This window comes from Massilia sp. AB1 (assembly GCF_018119385.1).
Taxonomy (GTDB): Bacteria; Pseudomonadota; Gammaproteobacteria; order Burkholderiales; family Burkholderiaceae_D; genus Telluria.
On record NZ_JAGKSG010000014.1, the window covers coordinates 1 to 25,847 of the forward strand.

The following is a 25,847-nucleotide window of genomic DNA, read 5'->3' on the forward strand; positions in this document are numbered from 1 at the left end:
TTCGATGAAATCAAAGTAGCGCAGGCCGCCTTCATTGACCTGGAACAAGGTACAGTCGCTCAGCTGAAACTTGAACGGCACGTCGCGCACTTGCCAGGGACTCATCCTTGCCGCTTTCCCCGTGCACCGGCCGGCGCGCGACGCCCGGCAGTTCGAAGTTGCGCGACACCAGCGTTGCCGCTGGCAAGCCCTGGTTGGGCATCAACCGAGATCTCGACATCATACGTGAAGTGAGTTTGCATGAAGAGACCGATACCCCGATAAATAAATAATCAAGCATTATCCTACATTTTTTTTAAAAATGCGCTCAACACTCTTCGCCCTGATACGCCCGCCTCAGGCCACCGCGGAGAACAAGCTCGCGCCGCCGCGCCGGTAGAGGATATAGTAAAAGCCCATCCCGGTTTACAGTATTGTTTTTAACAATATCGCGATTTCAGCGATGGGTACAGCTTCCAAGAAGTCGGGCACTCCCGACGATCAGCAGTTTAACTTGTTTGTCGCGTCAGATGACGAGCTTGATTCTTTACGGTGTGATGCAGGGCGTGCATTCGCTGTGTGAGCTGGGCGCTTGGCCCGTCCTGATCTCGGCTGCGTGTGGATCACCGGGGCATTGCCCCTGACTTCACCAAGATTGGCCGGTTCATCACGAAGCACGCAACGATGGTCACTACGGGGCAAGCTGCACTCACTGCCCGGCCGAGCGCCGCCAGCTCCGCTCATGCCGGCCAGCACGCCACCGCGAGCCAGATAGTCCGAAATAATTGACATGTTGACACTTCCTGGCAGCACGGGGCATGATATTGTGGCCCCATGGGGAAGGTGTTCAGGTCTTTTCAGATTATTGCCACGCCATGCCTTATTTCGTGGCGCGACGGTATGTTCACCGACGCGATATGACGGCTCGTGCGCTTGAATCGCCTGTCCTTAAACGGCAGGCGGGAAACCGCGTTCTGTGCTTCTCGGAATGGACTTTCTCGACCACCCTGTATATCCCTCAGATCCGGTAGCGCTGCTGCCGACCGATGCAGCGAGCAATCAACATGATATGCCCGCACATTTTGTTAAAATTTTCGGAATGCGTAGAAGTGAATGAAATTCAATTTGAGTCGGTGAGCAAAGTCAAGGTCCGTCTAAAGTACTTATTAGGAGAATTGGTCCTTGGAAATTGGTATCCTGAACTATTAGTACTTATCCCCAAAAGGTTTGAGCAAGAAGGCTGGCCCTCAGCACCCGAAGTACTTGCTGAAATGTTGGGGGATGAGAATGATGGTGTATTTTGCAGGAAAGTACCAGCTGAGAACTTTAAGCCAGGCTTAAGAAAATACGGATCTTTCCTCGGTTACGTGCCGTGTCGTGATGTACTTTATTATGTATCGGTGAGTGGAAGCTTCACGGAGTATTTGAATAAATTTTCCACGAAGTCCCGTCAAAACTTGACTCGCTCGGTTCGACGTTTTGCGGAACGTCAACAGGGGCTTCCTAGTTGGGAAGTTTATGTTGATTATGAGACGATTTCTGAATTCTATTCAGAAGCTTTGCGCATTTCGAAGCAGACATACCAGACAAAATTACTTCATGCCGGGTTAGCAGATAGCGAGGCCTTCCTTGCGCATATGAAAAATTTAGCACGGAATGGGCAAGCACGCGGATACCTTCTTCGGGACTCTGGTAGAGCTATCGCTTTTGCATGGTGTCGCCAGCAAGGTGATCGATTAATTTACGATACGGTTGGATATCTACCAGAGTTTTCCAATTTATCTGCGGGAACTGTGCTGCTCTATCATATTATTGAGGATGTTTTTTCGTCTGGCAATTATAAGGAAATCGATTTTGGCCCAGGAGAAGCGCAATATAAGTCGATGTTTTCGACCCACCGCAAAGAGTTCGTCGATCTCTATTTATTGCGCGATACAGTTCGTCATAGAATTTTAGTAAGTGCTCATTACTACTTGCTACTCGTTAGCGGCGCAATAGGGCGGTTGTTAGAGCGGTACGGGGTAAAAAAATATGTGAAGGCTTGGATAAGAAGATTAAAAAGTTGAGTCGCGGTAGGGAAGCGGCCAGGATGTTCCCGAATGCGATGGATGTTGCGCGTCACAACAGCCAGTGCCATGTCCGTTCTGACCACGCTGTTTCAAGATTTCACCCTCGCCTATGCTCAACAGAATTTCTCCGCGATGCCCGCCGTCCGGATCACCCCACAGCGTTTTTCCGCTGCTGCAAGCTGGCGTTGGCGACCTTGGTTGCGATCATGCTGACCGGGATGCGCATGAGAGTTCAAGCCTAACTGGACACCTTTTTTTGCGCATCTGCGTCTGCAGGCGCAGCTGGTCCACGAGGTGTCCGAACAGGCGTTCGCTCAGGCGCGCGCCAAGCTGTCCCTAGTTGCCATTCCGGGTCTGAACGACTGGTTAATTGCACGTGTCGAGCAGGATGGATTTGTGCCGCGCTGGCGCGGCCTGCGCCTGGTCGCCGCCGCTGGCTAGACCGTGCGTTTCGGACTGCTCGCTAGCCATGTCAAGCGGGCTGCCCATGCCGATCAAATCCTGTTCGGCCTGTTTCTACCGGGTCCCGACCTAATGCTCGCCGCCTCCCTGCATGGTATCCACGAGTGTGGAGAACGCCAGTTTCTGATCGAACACCTCGACCGCCTTTCTCCCGATGACCTGCTGCTGTTTGATCGAGGCTATCCCGCCAGTTGGTTGGTCGCCGTACTGAACCAACGCACCATCAAACTGTGCATGCGCGTCGACACTAACGACGGCGGCTACACCTGCGTGCGCGAGTTCGTGCGCTCTGGCGCTATCGAACGCATCGTCATGCTGCGGGCTCCGAGCAAACAAGATGCGCTGGACTACGAATGCCCGCGCAAGCCGCAGCGCGTGCGCTTGGTCCGTCACGTCTTGCCCAATGGCGAGCATCGCGTGCTGATGACCAATCTGTGCGACAACAAACTCTTTCCAGGCGACTGCTTTGGCGAGCTCTATCACAAGCGCTGGGGCATCGAGGAAGCGTTGAAACGCCTCAAGCACCGCCTCAATCTCGAACACGTCACTGGTTTGAGTCAGCAGGCGGTGGTCCAGGACGTTTCCGCCAAAATCCTTTGCGATAACCTGCAAACGCTCGTCTCGATGACCGCCCATGCCGACGCCGATTTGCCCGAGGACAGACGCATCAACCATGCTTACGCCCACACCGCGCTCAAGCCGCTGCTGCCCATACTTCTGCTTGGCGGAAAAATCGGCAGAAAGGTAGGAACGCTGCTGCGCGGCCTGCTCGATCTAATTGCCGGGAAGACCTACCGGCATCGGGAGAATCGCTCGAAGCCGAGGAAGCGAGGTGCAAAACCACACAAGCAGATGACTCAGAAAAACTGCTGAGATGTCTTAACTTGGGTGGATTGGGCGCGCATTGGCGCGCATTCTTCCCATGGAAGCACGCCATCCCTTGGATTCCTTGGTGCTGGCGTCGGCGTCGGCGTCGGTTTCGGTGTTGCACTAGCCGAGTTTTGCGTTATCGTCATTCGTCCTTGAAGGTGATTGTGGGGGGTATATGAAGATACCCTCCGTGAGCAATGGTGGCGACGTCGGCGACTTGGCGACGCCAGGCCAAGGCTGACATTGCAAGTGTGTCGCCGAGGTCACCATGTCGCCATGGCAGCCGCTACCGGTACCAAAGGCAATCGGAAGATGACTTTGACGAATCGAGCGATTGGTAGTGGTCGGTGCGTCCACATGTCAGACGCGTCGGGGAACGCGGTCGCTCGGACGATTTGGTCGCGAGTTTGCGGGCTTGTTTTTGCGGGGCGCGGCGTAGCGGAAATAGACCGGAGCCGAGGACTGTGAAATCCACAAACGAAAACGCCAACCTGTGATGGTTGGCGTTGCGTGAACTATATTCTTGGTGGCCCGGGGCGGAATCGAACCACCGACACAAGGATTTTCAATCCTCTGCTCTACCAACTGAGCTACCAGGCCAAGAACGCCATTATAGCAGCGTTTGCGGCCGATAAACAATTGGCGCGGGAGCAACAATCAGCTTTGCTCTCCCGCCCGGGCGGCGATGCGCTCGGCGTGCTGGCGCTCCAGGGCCAGGCGCGATTCGCGCCGTCCCTTGGCTTCCTCGAAGCGGCGCTGTTCTTCCGGTGTGCTCGGCTCCAGCGGTGTGATGGCCACCGGCTTGCGGTCGTCGTCCACCGCCACCATCGTGAAGAAGCAGCTGTTCACGTGGCGCACCACCTTGCTGCGGATGTCTTCCGCGATCACCTTGATTCCGATTTCCATCGAGCTGCGGCCGGTGTAGTTCACGGCCGCCAGGAAGGTGACCAGCTCGCCCACGTGGATCGGCTGGCGGAAGGTCACCTGATCGACGCTCATGGTCACCACATAGCTGCCGGCGTAGCGGCTGGCGCAGGCGTAGGCGACCTGGTCGAGCAGTTTCAGGATGGTGCCGCCATGGACGTTGCCGGAAAAATTCGCGGTATCGGGCGTCATCAGCACTGTCATGCTGAGCTGGTGGGCGGGGAGGTTCATGGTCTGGCTCGTCGAATGAAAGGGAGATCCGGGATGGCGTACTCGAGCAAGGATAGCAGGGACTGGCACATCGCGCCGGTGTAAGGCATGGTTTGCCGGCTGGCCCGGCTTGGAAGAAATCCGCCCTTCGATATGCGCGGAAAGTTAAAACGGCGAATGCATAAGGATGAGCGAAACAATTCGTTTGCAAGCCCCGGCCTGCGCCTTAGGCTGTGTCCATCGAAGTCGAGAACGGAGCACACCATGAGCGTCATCCTGCTGGGCGGAAGCCCGTCGCCGCAGTCTTCCTGCAACCGCCTGCTGCAGCACATCGGGGACAAACTCACGCTGCACGGCCATCCCAGTACGCGCATCGACGTGCGCGAGCTGCCGGCCCAGGCCCTGCTGCGCGCCGATACCTGCGAGCCAGGCGTGGCGCGCGCCGTCACCCTGGTGCGCGAGGCCGACGCCATCGTGATCGCCACGCCGGTCTACAAGGCTTCGTACACCGGCGTCCTCAAGCTCTTCCTCGACCTGCTGCCGCAGGACGGCCTGGCCGGCAAGCTGGTGCTGCCGGTCGCCACCGGCGGCAGCCAGTCGCACGTGCTGGCGCTCGACTACGCGCTGCGGCCGGTACTGTCCTCGATGGCGGCGCGCTTCATCCTGCCGAGCATTTACGCCACCTCCGAGCAGGTCGCGGCCGGCATCGGCTGCGGCTTGCGCCTGGCGCCGCCGGTCGCCGCCCGCGTGGCCCAGGGCGTGGAGCAGCTGGCCGCCGAACTGCAGCTCCTGGGCGAACGCGCGGAGCAAGAGGAAGACCTGTTCGAGGCGCCGTTCGCCGCCTGACACCTGCAAGCTGTTGAAGAATTTTCATGAACGACCATTACGACCGCCGCGCCGCACGCCGGCAAGACCTGGCCCTGCTGTTTACCGACGCCTGCGCCGCCGGCTACCGGCCGGCCCCGCCGCGTACGTTTGCCGGGGCGGACTACCTGCCGGCCCATGCCGTGCCGGGACCGGGTTCGCGTCCGCTCGCCAAGGACTTCGCTCCGCCGCCGGCCGCCTGAGCTATCATGGCGCGATGTCCATCCTGCTCGTTCCCGGCTACATGGCCGACGAGACGCTCTGGGACGGCATGCGCGACCGGCTGGCGCCTTTCGGCCCGCTCGTGCATGCCGACCTGCGTCACGATTCCACCCTCGAGGCAATGGCGCGCCGCGCCTTGCTCGATGCGCCGCCATCCTTCGTGCTCATCGGTTTTTCGATGGGCGGCTACGTCGCCCGCGAGATCGTCTACCAGGCGCCCGAACGAGTGCGCGCGCTGGTGCTGATCGCCACCTCGACCCGTCCCGATTCGCCCGCGCTCAGGCAGAGCAAGGGCGCGGTGGCGAAGGCCGCTCCTTCCGTGTCCTTCGCGGGCCTGAGCCGCACGGCCATCGCCACTTCGCTGCATCCCGACCAGCGCACTAACGAGGCCTTGATCGAGCGCGTGCGCGCCATGGGCGTGCGCCTGGGCGGCGAAGCCTTCCGCCGCCAGTCGATGCTGGAGCGGCCGGGCGACCTGGACCGCCTGCACGCCATCCGCTGCCCGACCCTGGTCGTGGCCGCGGCCCAGGACCGGCTGCGCAGCCTGGAAGAGGCGCAGGAGCTGCACGCGGGGATCGCCGGTTCAAGCTTCAAGCTGATCGAGAACACCGGCCACATGATTCCGATCGAGGCTCCGGACGCGCTGCTCGAGGCCGTGCTGCCCTGGCTCGCCGGTCTGGCGGACACCTGAGCCGTCACCTCGCATCGATGTTGCAAGCAGCATCGCCGATCATGCCCGCCCCTGCAGCTCAGCCCGTGCGCGCTTCCCAGCCGTCCAGGGCGCGGATGGCTTCTTCCTTGAGCTTGGCCTCGATCTCGATCCAGGGCGCCAGCCGGTAGCTGGAGGGCATGGTGTCGATCAGGTCCGCATGCTGGCGGTCGTTGAAGCCGCTGCGGCCGTTCGAGATGTGCACCAGCTGGTGTTCGGGCACGGACCAGGTCTCGCGCGCCTTGCGCAGCATGGCTTCCACGCTCGGGTGCTCGTAGCTGTCCAGCTTCTCGTGCACCACATGATGGTGGGCGTCGAACACCATCGGCACCCCGGCGCGCAGGCAGATCGCGTGGATCTCGTCGGCGCTGTAGGCGTATTCGTCGTTCTCCAGGCCGATGCGGCAGCGGATCGCCTCGGGCAGCAGGGCGATGCGCTCCACCAGCGCGTCGGCGCGGTCGGATTTGCCGCCGTGGATCTCGAGCAGGGCCCAGGGAGAGCGCGGCTGGTCCAGCAAGTCCATGATGTCGGCGTGCATCTGCAGGATCTTGACGCTGTTGGCGACCACGCCTTCCGAATCCGAGCTCAGGACGACGAACTGGTCGGGGTGCATCACCAGGCGGATGCCGCGCTCGATCGCGCGCCGCCCCGAACGCGCGAGCTGTGGCGCGAATTGCTCCAGGATGGCGCGGCCGTTCGGCTCGTCAGCGAAGGGGAAGATCGAGGAGGGCAGACGGTACAGGGAAATGCCTTCGCGCTCGCAATAGCGCATCGCTTCGTCGAAGGTCTGCAGGTTGTCGCGGTAGATGTCTTCCAGCAGCCGGCGCTGGCCGTCTTCGGAATGCTCCAGCAGGCGCTTGCGTGTCAGCGCGCGGTAGCGGACGTCCCTGGACGTGGTGATGCAGACGAGGCCGAGCTGTGGTCGCATGGGGTGTGAGAGGCGTGGCTGCCGCGCGCCGGGGCGCGCGGCGGATGGCGGGATCAGCCCTTGGCCTGGTGGGCGCGGATCTGTTCGCGCAGCTGCTGGCCGTTCGAGTGCGTGTAGTCCTTGTCGATCTCGTAGCTCACCATCGCCTTGAGCTGGGGATCGAGCTGGTTGCGCAAGGCGCCGAGGAATTGCGGTTCCGCAACCAGCGCCAGGCGGTCGAAGCGGCCTTCCTGTTTTGCCTGCAGCAGCATGGCGCAAATGTCGCTGGCAAAGGTCTGCGACTCGCGCTGCTCCGGCGTCTGTTGCGGCTGGTATTGCTTGGTCGGCATCGCGTCCCCCGAACCGTGCTTGCTCTGGCCGGCCGCGAGCGGGCTCATGCGGTCGCTGAGTTCGTCGGTCGTGCCTGTACGCGCGGCGGGATTGACCAGGTCCTGCACTTCCTGCAGCGGCGTGTTCGAGTCGGATTCGGCAAAGATGCGGGCGCGGCCACTGTCGGCCGACACGATCCAGGTTGTATTCATGCTACCTCCGTTGACGATGGAAATGTTTTTCTTTAGTGAACCAATCGATTCACTTCCCGTCTAGCTGTTCAAGGGAAGTCTATCCGAAGCAGGTTTTTGGGGAGGCACGAAAGGCGCGTCCGCGGCCGGTGCATGTGGGGCCTGCGCCGGCCTTGGCGTTCAGCGCGGCTGGCCGAACACCTGGGTCCAGTAGACGATGCCGGACCGTTTCTCGGCGGCGATGCCGTAGGCCGCGCCCATCTCGGTGAAGCGGGCGTTCATGATGTTGGCGCAGTGGCCGGGACTGTCGAGCCAGCTGGCCACGGCCTGTTGCGGCGTGTGCTGGCCGAAGGCGATGTTCTCGCCCACCAGCTTCCAGTGATAGCCGGCGCGCCGCGTGCGTTCCGCCGCCTTGCTGCCGTCCTTGGCCGTGTGGCTGAAGTAGCGGCGCGCCGCCATGTCTTCGCTGTGGCCGAGCGCGGCCTGCGCCAGGGCCGGGTTCCAGCTCAGCGGGGGCGCGGGCGGGAAATGCTGGTCGCCGCAGGTGTGGCCGCTGGCGCGCGCGGCGTTGACGCCCTCGAGGATGAGCTTGCCGGCGTCGCGCCAGTCGGGGAAGATGGCCGACGGCAAGGGCGGCGCCGGACGGGCGAACACCACGGTCCATTCCTTGCCGTCGCGGTAGCTGCCGGCCGCCGAGAAGCGCGTGTTCAGCAAGATGCGGCAATATTTCTGCTGGATCACGTTCATGGCCGCCTGGGCGTCGTCCGGCCCCCTGACCGAGATCGCCTCGGCCTGTTCGGCGGCATAGCCCGCGCCTTCGAGCGCGTATTCGATGAAGGTGCCGGGACCGATGCGCACCCGGGCCAGCGCCGGATGGGCTTGCAAGGGTGGGACGGGCGCCGCCGTCTCGCCATTGCAGGAGCCGGGCGCGGCGCGGTAGGCATTGATCATCGCGACCAGCTCACCCGCCTGGCCGCCGGCGGCCGAGGCCGGCTGCGCACTGGCGGCGCTACCCGCAGACGCAGGCGCAGCGGCCGCCAGCATGGCGGCGGCAAGCAGGAGGGACGCCTGCGGTCGTCCCCGTTTCAGGATCGTGCAATCAGACATGTCTTCGAATTCACTATGCCGCTTCGGCATGGCCAGGCGTGACGGGCAGCCAAGTCACCCGGAAAGTAAAAACGCCAACCTGGCGGTCGGCGCTGCGATGCATTCCAGCCCAAGCCCAGATGGGGACGGTCCGCGAAAATACCATAGAACCGCCCGGCTCCCCGGCCAGGCGGTATCGGCCGGATGCGGGCAGGCTAGCGTAACTGGGCTGGCGCAAGCGTGCCAGGGTTATTGCCGTGGATGGTGCGCACCAGCCTGGACGTGTCCAGTCCCTGCGCCCGCAGGCGGGCCAGCAAGGCCTCGTAAGCAGCGGCATCCACCTGCGGCGTGCGCGACAGGATCCACAGGTATTCGCGCTTGGGCTCGCTGACCGCGGACAGCCGGTAGTCCTGGTCGAGGTCGATAACCCAGTAATCGCCCCAGACCATGGGAAGGAAGGACAGGATCGCGGGCGCGAAGCGCACTTCGAGCCTGGGCGAGGTCGCGGAGCCGACCTGGCGCGCCACGCCTTCGGCCACCTCGGCCCCGCCATCCCTGGTGCGGCAGCGGTTGACGACCTTGACCCTGCCGTCCTCGCGCAGGCTGTAGGTGGCCGTGGTGTCGCCCACGCATTTCTTCTGGAAGTCGTTCGGGAATTTGGCGATCTCGTACCAGGCGCCCATGTAGCGCTGGACGTCGAGCGCGGGGATGGTGGCCAGCGCTTCCGCGGCCGGCGCGGCCCCGGCATGCAGGCCCAGCGCGCACAGGGCGCTGCTCAGTAACACGCGTTTCATATCGGTCTCTCGGCAATGTGATGCAGGCTAGCGTAAATGACAAGGCGTTTCGCCGGCGCTTGCTTGGGTGGAAAGGGCCAGGCCCGGGACCGGGCGCCGGGCAAACACGCGCCCCGCTACACTGGCGCCAACACCACATTCGTCGAGGACAGGGGTTCTAACAGTTCGCGCGAAACTTATTCAATTTTGGTTAGTCATACAGAAGCAAATTCAGTTCGAACGCTGTAGCCAAAGCTCGTAGGGTCTTGCTGCGCTACGTCTACATGCCGATAGAACTGAATTGGCTTGCGGTGAGTTCCACCGTGACTGCCTGTGGAGGGGAAGGCGCTGGCCTTGCGTCCGAGCGCAAAGTGAAACCGGCCCCTATGAAGCAGGAATCCAACTGTATCGCCGACTTTAAGCAGTATCGAGTAGCTTTACGTAAGTTTGGGAGAACGGTGCATTCGATGGATTTCAGTTCCTGGCAGGCCGCGCTGACCACCATGATCGGCCTGGCCGTGTTCACGCTGCTCGGGGTCGGCATCCGCATCCTGGTGATGCAGACCGTGCAGCAGCGCCGCGAGCGCATGAACCGCCAGATCAACGAGCGCCTCAAGACCCTGATCGGCGCCTACCGCACCCTGGGCGGCTCCTTTACCGGCCGGCTGACGGTGGATCCGACCCATTTGCGCGACCTGCGCGTGGCGGCCCAGGCGCAGATGGAAGCCATGGATGGGCAAAGCCGGCAGGGCATCGAAGAGGGGGCGGAAGGGTCGGACCGTGCGCGCCGCATCCGCGATGCGGTCGAGGCTGCGCTGGCCGACATCATCCTGCTCGGAACGGAAGAGCATTGCCGCCTGGCCAGCCAGGCCGCCAGCGACATGGCGGCGGGGCGTCCCATCCACACGGCCGAGCTGGTCGTTTCCCTGCGCAACTTCATCCGCGCCGCGCTCGACCTGGAAGCCATTCCGGCCGGCCTGGCGATTCCGCTGCAGGGGCCCACCCGCACCCAGGGCGCCGCCGGCAGGAAGGGCGGCGCGGAGCGCGCCGGTGCGGAGCGCGGCAGCGGCCAGGGTGGCGGCCAAGGCAGCGGGCGCGGAGGCAATGCGGGCGGCGCCGGCACGGGTGGCGATCCCATGCCGGCCTTCGGACAGCGGCGGGCCGATGCGCCGGCCTTCGATCCGAAGGACAGCGATCCGCTGCTCTGAACCGGGCGCCAGCCTAGAGCGAAGACAGGGCCGGCCCTTCGGGCTTGCCGAGCCAGGTGGTGGCGAAACGCTGGCGCGCCGCGCTCAGCGCCGCCTCGTCGCCGCGTACCCGGTAGACTTCCATCAATCCGCGCAAGGCCCAGCCGTTGCTGGGCGTGCGCGCCAGCGAAGCCCGGAACACCTGCTCGGCCTCATCAAGCTGCTTCGCGCGCAGCAGCGTCACGCCGAGCGACTGGCGCACCGGGTAGTACCAGTAGGGCGGTTCCATGTAGGGCAGGCTGTCCTGCACCGCCACCGCTTCGCGGTAGGCCGCGATCGCGCCCTTGAGGTCGCCCTGGCTGTCGGCCAGCCGGCCACGCGCCACCGCCCGCGCGGTCTGGACGATTTCGCGTCCCGGCACGCCCCAGTCCGTGACCGCCTTGAAGTCGCCGGCCCGTTCGATGCGCTCGAGCGCGGCGATCTCGCGCCGGGCCGCCGCATGCGCCCCCTTGCGCGCATGGCCGACGGCGCGCGCGTAGTGCCACATCGCCTTGACCAGCACGAAGTCCGGGCCCGGATCGGGCAGGGACACCAGGGTGTCCGGGCTGCTGAACTGCACATGGGCGAAGTAGGGCGCCGACTTGACCGGCTGCAGCACCCCGATGCCCTTGAGCAGCTCGGGGCTGATCACCTGGTCGAGCTTGGACGCGGCATCGAGCGTGGTCTTGCCGTCGCCGCCCATCAGGGCCGACACCATCACGAAGTGGATGTTGTGCGGGTAGTAGGCGCCGCGGTAGACCGGGTCGCTGCCGGTGTTCGCGAAATAGCGTTCGTCGGCCGCGATCGCGTCCAGGTTGGACTGCAGCGCCTCGCGGTACAGGCCGAGCCGGTAATAGATGTGGGACGGCATGTGCACGATGTGGCCGGCGCCGGGAATCTGCTGCGCCAGCACGCGCGCCGAAGGCAGCGCCTTGTCGGGGTGGGTCGAGGCTTCCATCGCGTGGATGTAGTAGTGGGCCGCACCCGGGTGGCTGGGATTGCGTTCGAGTACGCGCTCGAGGGCGTCGACCATCTCCGCCGTGCGGTTCTTGGGCTGGGCGCCGCCTTCCGCCCAGTAGTCCCAGGGGGAGAGGTCCATCAGCGACTCCGCGTACAGCACCTGGATGGTGTCGTTGTTCGGATGGGCGCGCGCGGCCTCGGTCATGGCGTCCGCATAGGCCTTGTCGAGCGCGGCCCGGTCGGCCGTCGGATCGGTGCTGTAGCGGCGCGACACGGCCCGGATCAGGGACTGCTCGGCCGGGGTGGCGCCCTTGGCGTGGCGCATGGCGCTGGCCGCCGCCGCCGCCGCCGGGGCCACCGCCTCGGGGAACATCGGCGCGTTGATGTTGGGGCCGAGCGCCAGCGCTTCGCCCCAATAGCACATGGCGCAGGATGGATCGAGTTGCTGCGCGGCGCGGAAGGCGCGCGCCGCCTCGGCGTGGTTGAAGGAGAAGGTCAGGCGCATGCCCTGGTCGAAATAGGCCTGGGCCTTGGGATTCCTGGTGGAGACCGGGACGTGCAGGGCGCCGAGATTGTCGTACAGCGGGGGCGGGGCTTCCTTGCCCGCCTCTTTCCTGGCGGGCGGCTGCTGGCCCGGCTGGAAGGGACGGGTTTCCACCTGGGCCTGGGCCAGCAGCAGGTGGTCGAGCAGCGGCGGCCGGCCGGGACGGGCCGGCGTGCAGACCGTGGATGCGAACAGCGGGTCGAAGGCAGGCCGCGCCTTGGGGGGCTCGGCCTGGGTGGACGGCACAGTAACGAGGACAGCGGCGAGGACGGCCGCGGCGGCGATCCCCGGCAACACGAAACGCGCTTTCATGACGCCTCCCTGGAGGACAAGGTTTGCAGCTCAATGCGTGCAACTCAATGCGTGCAGTCATGGCGCGCATGGCCCTTGGAGTCGGGAAGAAAGCGCTGAGTTCCCGCGCGGCCCCGCTCAGGCCTTGCGCACGAATTCCGACTTCAGGCTCATGGCGCCGAAGCCGTCGATCTTGCAGTCGATGTCGTGGTCGGCGTCGACCAGGCGGATGTTCTTGACCTTCGTTCCCTGCTTGATGACGCCGCCGGAACCTTTGGGCTTGAGGTCCTTGATCACGGTCACGGTATCGCCATCCTGTAAGACATTGCCGGAGGCATCGCGGTAGACCCGGACGGCGTCGAGCGTGGCGGCCGCCTGGTCCGGCCACTCATGGGCGCATTCCGGGCAGACGTACTGGCCGCCGTCTTCATAAGTATAGGCGGACTGGCACTGGGGGCAAGGAGGCAGGGAAGACATGGGAAAACCTTGTTGGATCGGGTGGTGAAAGAATGCATCCTGTTCGGATTCCGGCATTCTAGCCCACTGCGGAACCGGCGCCGGCTCGCCGCCATCCGCCCGGCCATTCCACCCATTCTGCATTTCGTCGCATGGCGGCCTCGGCGCTAGCCGCGCGGGTGCATCATCCGGCTCGTCAATAACAACAATCAGGAGCCACACATGCGACTACGTCAACTCGCGGGTACCCATCCCGTCCTCACCGCCGTGTCCTGCGCCGGCCTCCAGTTCTTGGTCACGACCCTGATCCTGAAACTGGGCAGCGCCTTCGCACCGGCCAGCGCCTTCGGCCAGGTCAAGCTGCTCGCCTTCGCCTCCACCGTCATCCTGCCGCTCCTGCTGGTCCAGGCCTTCGGCCTGTGGCGCCAGGTCGGCCTTGAATTCGGCAAGACCCGGCCCGGTTTATTCTTCCTGGCCAGCATGCTGCTGTGCGTGCTGTTCCTGTCGATGGGCGTGCACCTGCAGGAGCAGCGTCCCCTGGGCAGCGAAATCCTCATCCAGTTCATCAATGCCTTCGGCGAGGAACTGCTGTTCCGCGGCCTGATCTTCGCGGTGCTGCTGCGCCTGGCGAAGTGGAAGGGGATCGTGATCTCGGGCGTGCTGTTCGGCGGCATGCACCTGATCCATGGCTTCATGGACGGCAACTGGACGCACGCGATGTGGTGGGCGCTGGCGACCACGCTGTCGGGCATGATGTTCGCGGCGGTGCGCTACGAGACCGGCAGCCTGTGGCTGACCATCGTCCTGCACATGGTCCTCAACCTGAGCAAGATCTATTCGAACATCGAGCCGGCCGCCGGTCCTGCCGCGCTGCTGATCGCCGAGCGCGCGGCCTACGGCCTCGAGCTGGCGCTGGTCGCCTGGGCGCTGTTCGCGACCGGCCGCCGCCGCGGGAGCGGCGCGCAAGCAACGCCCGGCTGAGCAGGAAAGGAAACGGTCAGGAAACGGTGCTAGCATACGGCCTGCAAGCCTGCTCCCGCAGGCCGTCCATTCGCCCGATCATGCCCCGAATCGCTTCCTTCCTGCTGGCGAGCGTGCTTTGCCTGTGCACCATGCCGGGCGGCGCCGCCACCTACACCTACCTGCGCCCCGAGTGGAGCGATACCGATCGCGATCCCTACGGCGTCGCGCTGCTGAAGCTGGCCTTCGCCAAGGCCAGGGTCTGCCATACCCTGGTGTACAGCGAACAGAGCATGAAACAGGCGCGCGCCGTGCTCGAGCTGGAAAGGGATTCCGGCAAGCTGGACATCATGATCACCATGACCTCGCCGGAACGCGAAGCTGCGCTGCTGGGCGTGCCGGTGCCGCTCACCAAGGGCATGCTCGGCTGGCGCATCGCGCTGGTGCGCAAGGAAAAGCTGGACCAGTTCGCCGAGGTGCGCTCGGCCTCGCAGCTGAAAAAATTCATCGCCGGCCAGGGCCACGACTGGCCGGACACGGCGATCCTGCGCGCCAGCGGCTTGCCGGTCGAGGTGTCCTCGACCTACGACGGCATGTTCAAGATGCTGGAAGCAGGGCGGATCGATTATTTCCCGCGCGCCGTCCAGCAGGTCTTCGCCGAGCGCGAGCGCTACCCGAGCCTGGCGGTCGAGCCCCACCTGGTGCTGCGCTACCCGACCGATGCCTATTTCTTCGTCAACCGGCGCAACACGCGCCTGGCGGCGGACGTGCAGCGGGGCCTGGAAGCGGCGCTCGCCGACGGCTCCTTCGACCGCCTGTTCTACAGCTATTTCGCGCCCCAGATCGCTGCCGCCGGCCTGGAGCGGCGCCGCATCATCGACCTGCCGAATCCCGTGCGCGCGCCATCCCTGCCGGTCGAGCGGAGCGGCCTGTGGTTCTCGCTGGCGGACTTGCGCAAGCCGTCCTTCCTCGACGCCGCAGGAGGCAAGGCGCGGCCGCCGGCCGCCGCGAGCGCCTGCCCCGCGGCGGAAGGGCCTGCGCTATAAATTGTCAGGCGCCTGGGTCAGTGATGCAGGGGCGCCCCCATGCCTGCTGCCTGGCCTGGTTGCGCGGGCCGGAAGGCCTTCTCGCCGGCGGCGGTGTCGTGATAGCTCTGGAAGAAGGCGACCTTGCCGTCGCGTAGCGTGAACACGTGCACCCAGGGGCTGTCGTAGGTGCGGCCGGTATGCCTGGCCAGCCAGGTGGCTTCGCCGGTGACGACGACCTTGTCGCCTTCGGCGATGAATTCCTTCGGTTCGAAGCGTACCGCCTGAATGGACTGGTCCAGCTGTTCGAAGAAGCGGGCGATCTCCGCCTTGCCGTTGTGCCTGCCCGCGAAGGGCACGTTCTCCACTTCGGGCTCGATCCAGAGCGCGTCGTCGTGATAGCGCTCCAGCAGGTGGATGATGTCGCCTTTCTGGAACAGCCGGTAGCCTTCCATCACTATCCGCTTGTTTTCCTGTGCGTCCATGATAGTTCTCCTCTCTTGTGTCGTCGCTCCGTGGCTGCCGCGCTTGCCGGAGCCGCCACGGGTCACTTTCAGGCTACTGCGTGAGGCGGCAAATACAAGGTCGGCTGCGTGAAAACATTCACCTGCCGCTGCGGGCAGGGAGCGCCGTGACAATCCGATGATTTTCTGAGAAGCAATTTAGATACCATATCCGCTTCGTCAATCGGCTTTCCCAATACTGACATCCTGAAAAGAGAGAACCCATGAAACACACTACGCTCGCGCTTGCTGTCGGCGCCGCCCTCATCCTGTCGGCTTGCGGTGGCGGCGGCGGCGATGCTCCCGCGCCCGTCGCCTCCGCACCAGTCTCGACCTTGTCGACGATCACCGCCGGCAACGCGAACAGTGTCGCCGCCAACGGATATGGCGCCAGTACCGTGATCGGCGACTCGTCCTCCTCGTTCACCGGCATCCTGACCGGTGTCAGCGTGTCCGGCGGCGGCGGCGTCGGCGTGGTGGCCCCAGTCCTCAAGCTGATCAAGCACGCCGGCAGCGCACCGCAGCTGCTGACGGGCGTTACCATGTCGAGCAGCTGCACCGGCGGCGGCACCGTGACGATCGACGCCACGATGCGCAGCGAGCAAGCGCTCAGCAATGGCGACACCATGAGCGTGTCGGCGCAGAACTGCGTCGAAGACGGCGAAACGGTCAACGGCAAATTGAGCGTCACGTTCTCCAACCTCAGCGGCGACATGCTGAACAGCTCGATTTTCGGCGCGACCCTGGACATGCGCTTCACCACCCTGAGCATCACCAGCGGCAGCGAAGCGGTGACCGTCAACGGCGACATGAAGGTCGCGATCAACCAGGCGAGCCCGACTTCCAATTCGCTCTCGATCTCGGGCCAGTCCCTGCAGGCGACGGAACAGCGTTCCGGCAGCACCATCGCAAGCGTGACCCTGGCGAATTACACGATGACCGGCAGCACCAATGGCAATGCCATCACCAGCGCGGCGAGCTTTGCGGTAGCGGGCAACAGCACCGCACTGGGCCAATTCAGCTACACGGTGAAAAACGTCCAGCCCTTCGTCAGCACCGGCAGGGCCGTGCCGGACAGCGGCGCGCTCATCGTCAACGGCGCCGGGTCCTCCGTGACGCTGACGGTCGTCGACAGCAACAACGTCCGCCTCGACCACAGCGCCAAGGGCGACGGCGTGATCACGCAAACCAACACCCTGACCTGGGCCGCCTTCCTCGCCCTGCAATGATCGCGTCCCACGGCCTGGTGCGCGCCCGCGCCCGCCAGGCCGTACATATCGCTTTGTAAGGGACCAGCCGCACCTGTCCACCGCGTTGTGGCGGGTGCGGTCTTCCTGTGAAAATCATGAAACTGATCTTTTTCGCCGGAGTCGGCATCGCACTGTCGGCGGCGCTGGTTGCGCCCGCCAGTGCACAATGGCAAACCAGCGCAGGCGTGGGCGCGCGCAGCGTCACCCACACCGAATACGACCTCGCCGGCCGCCGCGTGGTGCGCGAGCGCGGCTGGCTGCCCGGGGTGGCGCTCGGCGCCGCCTGGCAATCGGGCGACCTCACCTGGACCGCCGGGATCGATGGCTATCGCGGCGATATCGACTATCGCGGACAGACGCAAGGCGGGGTCCGGGCCGACTCGGCCACGTCGACCACCCTGGCGTCGATGCAGGTCGGCGCGGCCTATGCCCTGGGCCGCGATGTCTCGGCACTGGCGGCGCTCGAGCTGGACCGGTGGAAGCGCACGATTCGTCCTGCCGGCGGCAGCGCCGGCCTCCGGGAAAGCTACCGCTCGTGGCGGCTGGTCGCGGGCGCGGCCAAGGACTGGCGTCCGGCGCCCGGACTGGTGCGCGCCGATGCGGCGCTCGTCCTGTCGGAGCCCGAGCGCATGCGCGTCGATTTCTCCGGCATGTTTGACACCGCTTCCTTCGACACGCGGCACGGGCGCGGCCTGCGGCTCGGCGTGAGCCTGAACCCCGCGTTCGCCAGGCAGCTTGTCTTCAGCGCCCGTTACGACTGGATGCGCATCCCGCGCAGTGCCGACACGCCGCTGACGGCGCGCGGAGAATTATGGGGCATGGTGGCGCAGCCGGAACATCGGCGGCAGTCGCTCACCCTGACGGCGTCGGCCGTGTTTTAAACCGGACAGTCAAGCCTTCAATGCGTCGGCGCGGGGGCCGCGCCCGCGCCCCCCCCCCCCCCGGGGGGCGGGGGGGGGGGGGGGGGGGGGGCGGGGGGGGCGGGGGGCGGCGCCGCCGGCGCGCCAGGCCGCATCCAGGTGGTGCGAAATGTAGGCGTCGAACACATTGGGCTGGATGCCGAACTTGTCCACCAGTTCCGGATGCTCCTGCGCCACGTAGTAGCGGTTCAGGCCATCGAACCAGACGTAGCGGTAGCCCTGCCCGGTGACCAGCGGCTCCCAGCTGTCGTGGTTGGTGGCGCGGCTGTTCGGCAGGGTCGCTTCGATCACCAGGATCCACGGGCGCCAGCGCGCGAAGTCCATCCCGCGCAGCACCTCGCCCTCGAAGCCTTCGACATCGATCTTCAGGAAGTGGATGTCCCCGTGCACGTGCTCGGCGCACACCGAGGCCAGGGTGCGCACCGGCACCGTCAGCTCGGCGATGGCGTGGCCTTCGGCGCGGTGCTGCTCGGCCACCGCGGCGTCCGGCGAGGCCCAGCCGCGCACGTCCGGGACGTCGTACAAGGTCAGTTCGCCGTCCTGCGCGCCGGCCGCGACCGCCAGGTTGACGTCGCGCGGGCGCTGCGCCAGGAAGGCCTGGTGGAAGGAGGGCAGGGGTTCGATGCTGATGCCGCGCCAGCCGCGGTCGTAGAAGGCCTTGGTGACCGAATGCTCGACCGGGTCGTTGGCGCCGACGTCGATGTAGAAGCCGCCCTGCACGTGGCCGAGGGCGCGCCACAGCAGCACGTCCTCGTTGTTCTGGGCGTAGGAGAGGAAGTAGTCGTGCTTCATGCGGTGGTGTCCCCGAACAGGCGGCCGAAGCCGGCGCGGCGCGCCAGCGCGGCCGCCGCCGAAGGCTTGTCGTAGACGAACAGCAGCACCAGCGCCTGGGCCAGCAAGTCCTGCGTGCTCGCGGTTTCGCGCACGAACACGGCGTCGCCCCAGCCGAGACGGTCGCGCGAGCGGTGGCCGCCGCCGTCGACGCTGGGATAGCGGCACAGCGAATGGAAGTCCAGCAGGTAGAAGCCGGCCGACCGCAGCAGGATCTCGATCTCCGAGAACAGGGCCTGGCCGGCATAGATCGGCGCGAAGGCCACTTCGCAGTGCACGACGTTGGTGCGCGCCAGCACGGCGCTCGCATGGCGCAGCACCGGCAATTCGAAGCCCTGGATGTCGAGCTTCAGGAAGTCGACCGCCTCGAGGTCCGCCAGCACCTCGTCCAGGCGGCTGGTCGCGACCTGCTCGGTGCGCAGGGTGTGCAGGTGGTCCAGGTCGCGCAGCTGGCTGGTGAGCTCGCGGTTGAAGGGCAGCAGCGAAGAGGTGGCGTCGTCGCTGTTGATGTGGAAGGTGTGCGTGCCGCCGTCGCCGATGAAGGTCGGATGGAGGGTGACCCGGCTGTCCGGATTGCGCAGGCGGCTGGCCGCGATCTTTTCCTGCTGCGGCTCGAAGCCGACGATGCGGTAGGGCAGGCCCTGGCGCGTCAGCGGCGCATAAATGTGCTCCTCGGTCTCGAGTTCCTGGGCGCCGATGTCGACCACGGTCAGCGGGCGCGCCAGCAGGCCGGCGGCCTCGCCGGCGATGCGGCGCTTGAGCGCATCCAGGCTGCCCTCGGTGCCGTGGCCGAGGCGGTATTCCTCGGAATCCATCAGCGCCGCGACGAGCTCCTGGGCCCCGGCGCCTTCGGCCAGGCGCGCGCTCCAGTAGGCCCGGCCGGCGGGGTCGGGTTCGCGGCCCAGGAAGCCCCGGTACAGGCTGCGCACGATGGCATGATGGGTTGCGCTGGTATCTGGCATGGGTTCTCGTTAATGGGCTCTTGTTAGTGACTCAGCGGACGCTGAACTGCAGCTGCGGATGCAGGTTGACCAGGCCGCCCCAGGTGATGGAGGCGGGATTCGGGGCCACCACGAAGCTGTGCACCTCGTGCAGGTAGTTCAGCACGTTCTCGAACGAGCCTTCGCCATGGCCGCCGGCGCCCAGGCCGACGGTGAGGGTGTATTCGTCCGGGAACAGGTTCAGGTTCAGGGAAAAGCCGGCGCTCAGCACCGCGCCGGCGGCGGCCGGCCCCGGCGCGCGCCGCATGCAATAGCTGTTGGTCTCGAACAGCACGGCGCCGAAGCGGTTGCGGATCTTGAAGCCGACATGCGGGTCGGCCACGTCCTGGTGCAGCAGGTAGTCGATCTGCAGGGTCGCCGGCTCGTCCGCCACCAGGGTCGTGCGCTCGTGGCCGTGGCGGTCCAGCAGGCGCACGCCGACGCAGTCGGCGGCGGCGGTGGTGATGCTGCCGGTCTTGCCCGCGAGCGCCGTCATGTGCGCCCGTTCGAGGGGCTGGACGGGGGCGGTGTGGATCCGGATCGCGTCCGGCGCCTGGTCGGCCCGTCCCAGCAGCTCGGCCTGGTACAGGTCGAGGGCGTCGGCCGGCGCGCCGTCGAAGGCGATGCGGCCGCCGCGCAGGAAGATGCAGCGGTCGCAGATGTTCAGGATGGTGCCGGCGCTGTGCGACACGAACAGCAGGGTGGTGCCGGCCTGGATGAAGCGCTCGATGCGGGCGTAGCATTTCTGCTGGAAGAACACGTCGCCCACGGCCAGCGCCTCGTCCACGATCAGGATGTCGGGGCGCACGCAGGTGGCCACGCTGAAGGCCAGGCGCACCTGCATGCCGCTCGAGTAGACCCGCACCGGCTGGTCGATGTAGTCGCCGATGTCGGCGAACTCGAGGATGTCGGCCATCCTCGCTTCGATCTCTTCCAGCTTCAGCCCCAGCAGCTGGCCGGCCAGCACGGCGTTCTGGCGTCCCGTGAAGTCGGGATGGAAGCCCATGCCCAGCTCCAGCAGGGCGGCCACGCGGCCTTCCAGGCCGACGGCGCCGCAGGTGGGCTGGGTAGTGCCGGTGATCAGCTTGAGCAGAGTGCTCTTGCCGGCGCCGTTGACGCCGATCAGGCCGACCGCCTCGCCCGGCCGGATGGCGAAGCTGATGTCCTGCAGCACCCACTTGAGCGCATGGCGCGGTCCGCCCGGCAGCACCCAGTCGGCCACCCGCGCCCAGCGCGAGCGGTATTGTTTATAGGCCTTGCCCAGGCCCTGTGCGACGATTGTGCCCATGACTGCGCCCATTACAGTTCGTCCACCATTTCGCCGGCGCGCTTGCGGAACATGCGCAGTCCCAGCACGCACAGCAGCAGGGCCAGGACCAGCACCGGCGCCAGGCCGCGCCAGGCCGGCCATGCGCCGCGCACCAGGATGTCCTGGCAGGCCGCGATCACGGGATACATCGGATTCCAGGCCAGCAGCCCGCGCACGTGCTCCGGCAGGATGGAGGCCGGGTAGACGATGGGCGTGAACCAGAACCAGAACTGCATGGCAATGCCCATGAACTGGCCGACGTCGCGGAAGAAGACATTCAGGATCCCGCTCACCATGCCGATGCCCAGGGCCAGCAGCACCATCAGCAGCAGGACCGGGAGCAGGGCGGCGTAGGCCGGGCCGGGGAAGTTGCCGCTGGCGAGGAGGAAGACGGTGAACAGGCCGAAGATGATGCCGAAGTTGACCAGCGCGTTCAGCACCGCGATGACGGGCAGGGCGATGCGCGGGAAGCTGACTTTCTTGAGTAGTTCGGCTTGCTCGATGAACATGTTTTGGCCGCGCGCGACGATTTCGGCGAACAAGCCCCAAGTGAGGATGCCGGCGCACAGGTAGACCGAATAGGCCAGGCTGGATTCGCTGCCGGGCAGGCGGGCGCGCATCACCTCGGCGAAGATCACCGTGTACACCAGGATCATGGCCAGTGGACTGAGCAGCGACCAGAGCGCGCCCAGGATGGCGTTCGCGTATTTCGACTGGAACTCGCGCTTCACGCTGCCCAGCACGAAACCGCGGTAGGTCCACAGGCTTCGCAGCATCAGGGGCATCATGGGTTGATCGGCGCGGCAGGCGCCTCGAAAGAAGGCGTGGTAGTTGTCGTCATCATAAGCAAGGCCGGGTGGGCGAAAAAATTATACTCCACGGTCCTGTTGTCTTATTGTCCAATTGTAACGAATTGTCCAAGCGTGCGACACATTCCCACCCTATCCGAATGACGTCTCTTATTAAGAATTCCTTCTTGATGACTTGGCAAGCTTAACCTAGTATCGGCGAGCCGGACTAACTAATACTTACACATCAGGCGGGAGTCCAACATGGGAAACAGCATCGATCAGCTTCGTAGAAGAACAGCCGCACAGGCCGCCGCGCTGCTGGCGCTCTGCCTGCCGGCCGCGGCCTTCGCCGGCGGCCAGCCGGCCCGCAAGCCGGTCTCCACCAATGCGGCGGACACCCAGTACATCGAGCGCGGCCGCTACCTGGTGCGCATCGCCGGCTGCAACGACTGCCATACGGCGGGCTATGCGCAGACTGCGGGGCAGGTGCCGGAAAAAGAATGGTTGCTCGGCGACCAGCTCGGCTTTCGCGGCCCCTGGGGTACAACCTATCCGGCCAACCTGCGCATGACGATGACGGCCCTCGGCGAAGACGACTGGATCAAGGCTGCCCAGACCGTCAAGCTGCGGCCGCCCATGCCCTGGTTCGCGCTGCGCGACATGGACAAGGAAGACCTGCGCGCGATCTACCGCTTCGTGCGCCACCTCGGGCCGGCCGGCAAGCCGGCGCCGGCCTATCTGCCGCCGGGCCAGGCGCCGGCCGGGCCGGCGGTCCAGTTCCCGGGGCCGCCGCCGGGGGCTGCGGCCGCTCTGAAATAAACGGTCTGCCTCCCGGTAGCGCCCGTCCACGTCTCCTCAAGCTCCCCCGCCCGTACTTACGGGCGGCGGCACCGCACGTCCGTCAATCGGATCCCGCACAATAATATTGTAGAATATGCAATGAATTGTGACGTGCGTCACAAGCTCCGCGGCTTTTACGCCATAATGCGCCGTGCTCTAATTTCTGGCGGGAAGTTCCCGCCATGTCAGCTTCCGAACGCGCCATACCGATGACGCATCACAGATGACGCATCACAGATGAAACTCTTAGACGATAAAACCGAAATCGGCCGCGTCCTGCTGGCCTTCAAGCGCACGTTCTGGACGATCGGCACCTTCAGCGCCATCATCAACCTCCTGATGCTGGTGCCCTCGATCTACATGCTGCAGGTCTACGACCGGGTCCTGGCCAGCCGCAACGAGATCACACTCCTGATGCTGACCCTGCTGATGCTGGGCGCCTTCCTGTTCATGGGAGCGCTGGAGACCATCCGCGCCTTCGTGCTGGTGCGGGTGGGCGCGCGCTTCGACATGATGCTCAACAAGCGCATCTATACCGCCTCCTTCGAGCAGAGCCTGAAGCAGGCCGGCGCGAACGGCGGCCAGGCCCTGAACGACCTGACCAGCCTGCGCCAGTTCCTGACCGGGAACGCGCTGTTCGCCTTCTTCGACGCGCCCTGGTTCCCGATCTACCTGATCGTCATCTTCTTCTTCGAGCCCACCCTGGGCCTGTTCGCCCTGGGCGGCACCATCATCCTGGTGGCGCTGGCCTATATCAACGAGCGCGTCACCAAGAAGCCGCTGTCGGAAGCGAACACCATGGCGATCGCGGCCAGCACCCTGGCCACCAACAACCTGCGCAACGCCGAAGTGATCGAATCGATGGGCATGCTGCCCAACCTGATCGGCCGCTGGTTCAAGATGCACGGCAAGTTCCTGAACCTGCAGGCCGACGCCAGCCAGAAGGCCGGCGTCATCGGCGCCGCCACCAAGTTCGTGCAGACCGCGCTGCAGTCCCTGGTGCTCGGCTTCGGCGCCTTGCTGGTGCTGGAAAACCGGATCACGCCGGGCATGATGATCGCCGCCTCGATCCTGGTCGGCCGCACCCTGCAGCCGGTGCAGCAGGTGATCGCGGTGTGGAAGAGCGTGAGCACGGTGCGCAGCGCCTACGAGCGCCTGACCAAGCTGTTGGAAGCCAATCCCGCGCGCGAAGCCGGCATGGCGCTGCCCCGTCCCCAGGGCGTGCTGACCGTGGAAGGCGTGACCGCGGCGCCCCCTGGCATGCGCAACCCGATCGTCAAGAACGTCAGCTTCGGCATCCAGCCGGGCGACGTGCTGGGCGTCATCGGCCCCAGCGGCTCGGGCAAGTCGACCCTGGCGCGCCTGCTGGTGGGCGTCTGGCCGGCCATGATGGGCAAGGTGCGCCTGGACGGCGCCGACGTCCACCACTGGAACAAGGCCGAACTCGGGCCCTACCTGGGCTACCTGCCGCAGGACATCGAACTGTTCGGCGGCACCGTCAGCGAAAACATCGCGCGCTTCGGCGAAGTCGATGCGGAGAAGGTGGTGGAAGCGGCCAAGCGCGCCGGCGTGCACGACCTGATCCTGCATTTCCCGGAAGGCTACGACACCAAGCTGGGCGACGGCGGCGCCGGCCTGTCCGGCGGCCAGAAGCAGCGCATCGGCCTGGCGCGCGCGATGTACGGCGACCCTTCGCTGATCGTGCTCGACGAACCGAACTCCAACCTGGACGACGCCGGCGAGCAGGCCCTGGTGGCGGCGATCGCCGACCTGCGCCAGCGCGGCAAGACCATCGTCCTGATCACCCACCGGCCGAGCGCGATCGGCGTCACCACCAAGCTGCTCCTGATGCGCGAAGGCAGCGTCCATATGTTCGGGCCGACCCAGCAGGTGCTGGCGGCGCTGGCGGAAGCCAATACCAAGGCCATGCAGGCGGCCCAGGCCGCGCAGGCCGCGGCCCAGGGCCGGCAGCCGGCTCCGGCGGCCCCGGCGGCCAGCGGAGGATCGAATCCATGAACTTGCTGAAGAACGAGACCGCGGAAGTCGTCGCCCACGACGTGACTCCGCTCGAAGTCAACACCGATGCGCGCGCCTTCAGCCGCATGGGCTGGCTGATCGTGCTGCTGGGCGTCGGCGGCTTCCTGCTGTGGGCGCTGCTGGCGCCGCTGGACAAGGGCGTGCCCCTGAGCGGCACGGTGGCGGCCGAGAGCAACCGCCAGGCGGTCCAGCATCTGGCCGGCGGCACCATCCAGCAGCTGCTGGTGCGCGACGGCGACGTGGTCAAGCAGGGCCAGGTCCTGGTGCGCATGAACCCGGTCACCGCCCAGTCGGCGGTCGAGGTCACCGAGACCCAGTACCTGACCGCGCTGGCCCACGTGGCGCGCCTGGAAGCCGAGCGCGACGGCAAGAAGAAGATCGTCTTCCCCGACGAGCTGCTCAAGCGCCGCAGCGAGCCGCGCGTCTCCGAGCTGATGAGCCTGCAGGAACAGCTGCTGCTGTCGCGCCAGGGTTCGCTGCAGAACGAAGTGGGCGGCCTGGACGAAAGCATCGCCGGCCTCAAGCTGCAGGTGGCCGGCCTGCAGGAATCGCGCGACAGCAAGAAGGAGCAGGTCGCCATCCTCAAGGAACAGCTGGCCGGCATGCGCGACCTGGCCAGGGAAGGCTATGTCGCCCGCAACCGCCTGCTCGACCTGGAGCGCACCTACGCCCAGCTGGGCGGGGCGATTTCCGAGGATATCGGCAACATCGGCCGCTCCCAGCGCCAGGTGACGGAGCTGAGCCTGCGCCGCGCCCAGCGCCTGCAGGAATACCAGAAGGAAGTGCGCACCCAGCTGTCGGACTACCGCAAGGAAGCCGACGCCCATCGCGCGCGCCTGCAAGCCCAGCGCTTCGAACTGGGCAATGTCGAGGTCAGGGCGCCGGCCAGCGGCACGGTGGTCAACCTGGCCGTGTTCACCAACGGCGGCGTGGTGCCTCCCGGCTTCAAGCTGATGGAAATCGTGCCCAGCGGCGCGCCGCTGATCGTCGACGGCCAGCTGCCGACCAACCTGGTCGACAAGGTGCGTCCGGGCCTGCCGGTCGAGCTGATCTTCTCGGCCTTCAACACCAACAAGACCCCGCACATCGAGGGCGAGCTGACCCATGTCTCGGCCGACCGCAGCGTCGACGAGCGCACCGGCTTCCCCTATTACAAGGTGCACGTCAAGGTGACGCCGGAAGGGGCGCGCAAGATCGCCCAGCACAAGATGGACATCCGTCCCGGCATGCCGGTGGAACTGTTCGTCAAGACCGGCGAGCGCACCATGATGAACTATCTGCTCAAACCCATCGTCGACCGCGCCCATTCGGCGCTCAGTGAGGACTGA

Annotated in this window: 25 protein-coding genes and 1 tRNA gene; 13 read left to right on the forward strand and 13 right to left on the reverse strand. The window is 65.4% G+C overall.

Annotated features, from left to right (window positions below; translation table 11 throughout):
* The first annotated feature begins 1,088 nt into the window (after positions 1–1,088).
* The gene (locus J8847_RS10320) at positions 1,089–2,045 is read left to right on the forward strand and encodes a GNAT family N-acetyltransferase (protein WP_211524615.1); all 957 of its coding nucleotides are present in this window, start codon (positions 1,089–1,091) and stop codon (positions 2,043–2,045) included.
* Between the two features lie 447 nt (positions 2,046–2,492).
* Positions 2,493–3,383 (forward strand): transposase, encoded by an 891-nt coding sequence (locus J8847_RS24145; RefSeq protein ID WP_373999874.1) that lies wholly within the window; start codon positions 2,493–2,495, stop codon positions 3,381–3,383.
* 521 nt (positions 3,384–3,904) lie between these two features.
* Here J8847_RS24145 and J8847_RS10330 read toward each other — a convergent pair.
* Both J8847_RS10330 and J8847_RS10335 read right to left on the reverse strand, forming a co-directional pair.
* Positions 3,905–3,980: transfer RNA gene (locus J8847_RS10330), tRNA-Phe, on the reverse strand.
* A gap of 57 nt (positions 3,981–4,037) precedes the next feature.
* Positions 4,038–4,535, reverse strand: coding sequence for an acyl-CoA thioesterase (locus J8847_RS10335; protein ID WP_211524616.1), 498 nt, complete (start codon positions 4,533–4,535; stop codon positions 4,038–4,040).
* Positions 4,536–4,778: 243 nt separating this feature from the next.
* Here J8847_RS10335 and ssuE point away from each other — a divergent pair, with 243 nt between their 5' ends.
* The 3 genes from ssuE to J8847_RS10350 are packed head-to-tail and all read left to right on the forward strand — an operon-like array spanning position 4,779 to position 6,291.
* Entirely contained in the window at positions 4,779–5,360 is a 582-nt protein-coding gene (gene ssuE / locus J8847_RS10340) for an NADPH-dependent FMN reductase (protein ID WP_211524617.1), read from the forward strand.
* A gap of 26 nt (positions 5,361–5,386) precedes the next feature.
* Complete coding sequence (locus J8847_RS10345) at positions 5,387–5,581, forward strand: hypothetical protein (protein ID WP_211524618.1); 195 nt, start codon at positions 5,387–5,389, stop codon at positions 5,579–5,581.
* Positions 5,582–5,595: 14 nt separating this feature from the next.
* On the forward strand, positions 5,596–6,291 hold the full coding sequence (locus tag J8847_RS10350; protein ID WP_211524619.1) for an alpha/beta fold hydrolase: 696 nt from the start codon (positions 5,596–5,598) through the stop codon (positions 6,289–6,291).
* Positions 6,292–6,349: 58 nt separating this feature from the next.
* On the opposite strand, the gene J8847_RS10355 is transcribed toward J8847_RS10350, so the two are convergent.
* From J8847_RS10355 to J8847_RS10370, 4 genes are all read right to left on the reverse strand, one after another.
* Positions 6,350–7,237, reverse strand: a complete 888-nt coding sequence (locus tag J8847_RS10355; protein WP_211524620.1) for a UV damage endonuclease UvsE — start codon at positions 7,235–7,237, stop codon at positions 6,350–6,352.
* Positions 7,238–7,290: 53 nt separating this feature from the next.
* A complete protein-coding gene (locus J8847_RS10360; protein WP_211524621.1) occupies positions 7,291–7,758 on the reverse strand; it encodes a host attachment protein in 468 nt (155 codons plus the stop codon).
* A 159-nt stretch (positions 7,759–7,917) separates the two neighbouring features.
* Complete coding sequence (locus J8847_RS10365; protein WP_229429975.1) at positions 7,918–8,844, reverse strand: CAP domain-containing protein; 927 nt, start codon at positions 8,842–8,844, stop codon at positions 7,918–7,920.
* A gap of 194 nt (positions 8,845–9,038) precedes the next feature.
* Positions 9,039–9,617, reverse strand: coding sequence for a lipocalin family protein (locus J8847_RS10370; RefSeq protein WP_211524622.1), 579 nt, complete (start codon positions 9,615–9,617; stop codon positions 9,039–9,041).
* Positions 9,618–10,063: 446 nt separating this feature from the next.
* Between J8847_RS10370 and J8847_RS10375 the strand changes: the two genes are divergently transcribed.
* Positions 10,064–10,804 (forward strand): hypothetical protein, encoded by a 741-nt coding sequence (locus J8847_RS10375; RefSeq protein WP_211524623.1) that lies wholly within the window; start codon positions 10,064–10,066, stop codon positions 10,802–10,804.
* 13 nt (positions 10,805–10,817) lie between these two features.
* On the opposite strand, the gene J8847_RS10380 is transcribed toward J8847_RS10375, so the two are convergent.
* Together J8847_RS10380 and J8847_RS10385 are read right to left on the reverse strand one after the other, a co-directional pair.
* Positions 10,818–12,638 carry a hypothetical protein gene (locus tag J8847_RS10380; RefSeq protein ID WP_229512690.1) on the reverse strand — a complete coding sequence of 607 codons (1,821 nt, stop codon included), beginning with the start codon at positions 12,636–12,638 and terminating at the stop codon, positions 10,818–10,820.
* A 117-nt stretch (positions 12,639–12,755) separates the two neighbouring features.
* Entirely contained in the window at positions 12,756–13,094 is a 339-nt protein-coding gene (locus J8847_RS10385) for a zinc ribbon domain-containing protein YjdM (protein WP_211524624.1), read from the reverse strand.
* A 201-nt stretch (positions 13,095–13,295) separates the two neighbouring features.
* Here J8847_RS10385 and J8847_RS10390 point away from each other — a divergent pair, with 201 nt between their 5' ends.
* Together J8847_RS10390 and J8847_RS10395 are read left to right on the forward strand one after the other, a co-directional pair.
* Positions 13,296–14,054, forward strand: coding sequence for a CPBP family intramembrane glutamic endopeptidase (locus tag J8847_RS10390; protein ID WP_211524625.1), 759 nt, complete (start codon positions 13,296–13,298; stop codon positions 14,052–14,054).
* An 80-nt stretch (positions 14,055–14,134) separates the two neighbouring features.
* Entirely contained in the window at positions 14,135–15,079 is a 945-nt protein-coding gene (locus J8847_RS10395) for an ABC transporter substrate-binding protein (RefSeq protein ID WP_229429973.1), read from the forward strand.
* A 17-nt stretch (positions 15,080–15,096) separates the two neighbouring features.
* Here J8847_RS10395 and J8847_RS10400 read toward each other — a convergent pair whose 3' ends face one another.
* Positions 15,097–15,543: a nuclear transport factor 2 family protein gene (locus J8847_RS10400; RefSeq protein WP_211524626.1), complete on the reverse strand. Its 447-nt coding sequence runs from the start codon at positions 15,541–15,543 to the stop codon at positions 15,097–15,099.
* 242 nt (positions 15,544–15,785) lie between these two features.
* Here J8847_RS10400 and J8847_RS10405 point away from each other — a divergent pair, with 242 nt between their 5' ends.
* Positions 15,786–16,790, forward strand: a complete 1,005-nt coding sequence (locus J8847_RS10405; RefSeq protein ID WP_211524627.1) for a hypothetical protein — start codon at positions 15,786–15,788, stop codon at positions 16,788–16,790.
* Between the two features lie 116 nt (positions 16,791–16,906).
* Positions 16,907–17,692: a hypothetical protein gene (locus J8847_RS10410; protein WP_211524628.1), complete on the forward strand. Its 786-nt coding sequence runs from the start codon at positions 16,907–16,909 to the stop codon at positions 17,690–17,692.
* Positions 17,693–17,701: 9 nt separating this feature from the next.
* On the opposite strand, the gene J8847_RS10415 is transcribed toward J8847_RS10410, so the two are convergent.
* Genes J8847_RS10415 through J8847_RS10430 form a run of 4 tightly spaced genes read right to left on the reverse strand, consistent with a single transcriptional unit; the run spans position 17,702 to position 21,639 of the window.
* A complete protein-coding gene (locus J8847_RS10415; protein WP_229512692.1) occupies positions 17,702–18,523 on the reverse strand; it encodes an FkbM family methyltransferase in 822 nt (273 codons plus the stop codon).
* Positions 18,520–19,524, reverse strand: a complete 1,005-nt coding sequence (locus J8847_RS10420; protein WP_211524629.1) for an FkbM family methyltransferase — start codon at positions 19,522–19,524, stop codon at positions 18,520–18,522. Before J8847_RS10420 ends, J8847_RS10415 begins: the two co-directional genes overlap by 4 nt.
* A 31-nt stretch (positions 19,525–19,555) precedes the next feature.
* Positions 19,556–20,830 (reverse strand): ABC transporter ATP-binding protein, encoded by a 1,275-nt coding sequence (locus J8847_RS10425; RefSeq protein WP_211524630.1) that lies wholly within the window; start codon positions 20,828–20,830, stop codon positions 19,556–19,558.
* Between the two features lie 11 nt (positions 20,831–20,841).
* Positions 20,842–21,639: an ABC transporter permease gene (locus J8847_RS10430; RefSeq protein ID WP_307727507.1), complete on the reverse strand. Its 798-nt coding sequence runs from the start codon at positions 21,637–21,639 to the stop codon at positions 20,842–20,844.
* 264 nt (positions 21,640–21,903) lie between these two features.
* On the opposite strand from J8847_RS10430, the gene J8847_RS10435 reads away from it, so the two are divergent.
* The 3 genes from J8847_RS10435 to J8847_RS10445 all read left to right on the forward strand — a co-directional run bounded on the left by J8847_RS10435 (position 21,904) and on the right by J8847_RS10445 (position 25,847).
* The gene (locus J8847_RS10435) at positions 21,904–22,461 is read left to right on the forward strand and encodes a cytochrome C (RefSeq protein ID WP_211524631.1); all 558 of its coding nucleotides are present in this window, start codon (positions 21,904–21,906) and stop codon (positions 22,459–22,461) included.
* Between the two features lie 258 nt (positions 22,462–22,719).
* Entirely contained in the window at positions 22,720–24,498 is a 1,779-nt protein-coding gene (locus tag J8847_RS10440; protein ID WP_211524632.1) for a type I secretion system permease/ATPase, read from the forward strand.
* The gene (locus J8847_RS10445) at positions 24,495–25,847 is read left to right on the forward strand and encodes an HlyD family type I secretion periplasmic adaptor subunit (RefSeq protein ID WP_211524633.1); all 1,353 of its coding nucleotides are present in this window, start codon (positions 24,495–24,497) and stop codon (positions 25,845–25,847) included. Before J8847_RS10440 ends, J8847_RS10445 begins: the two co-directional genes overlap by 4 nt.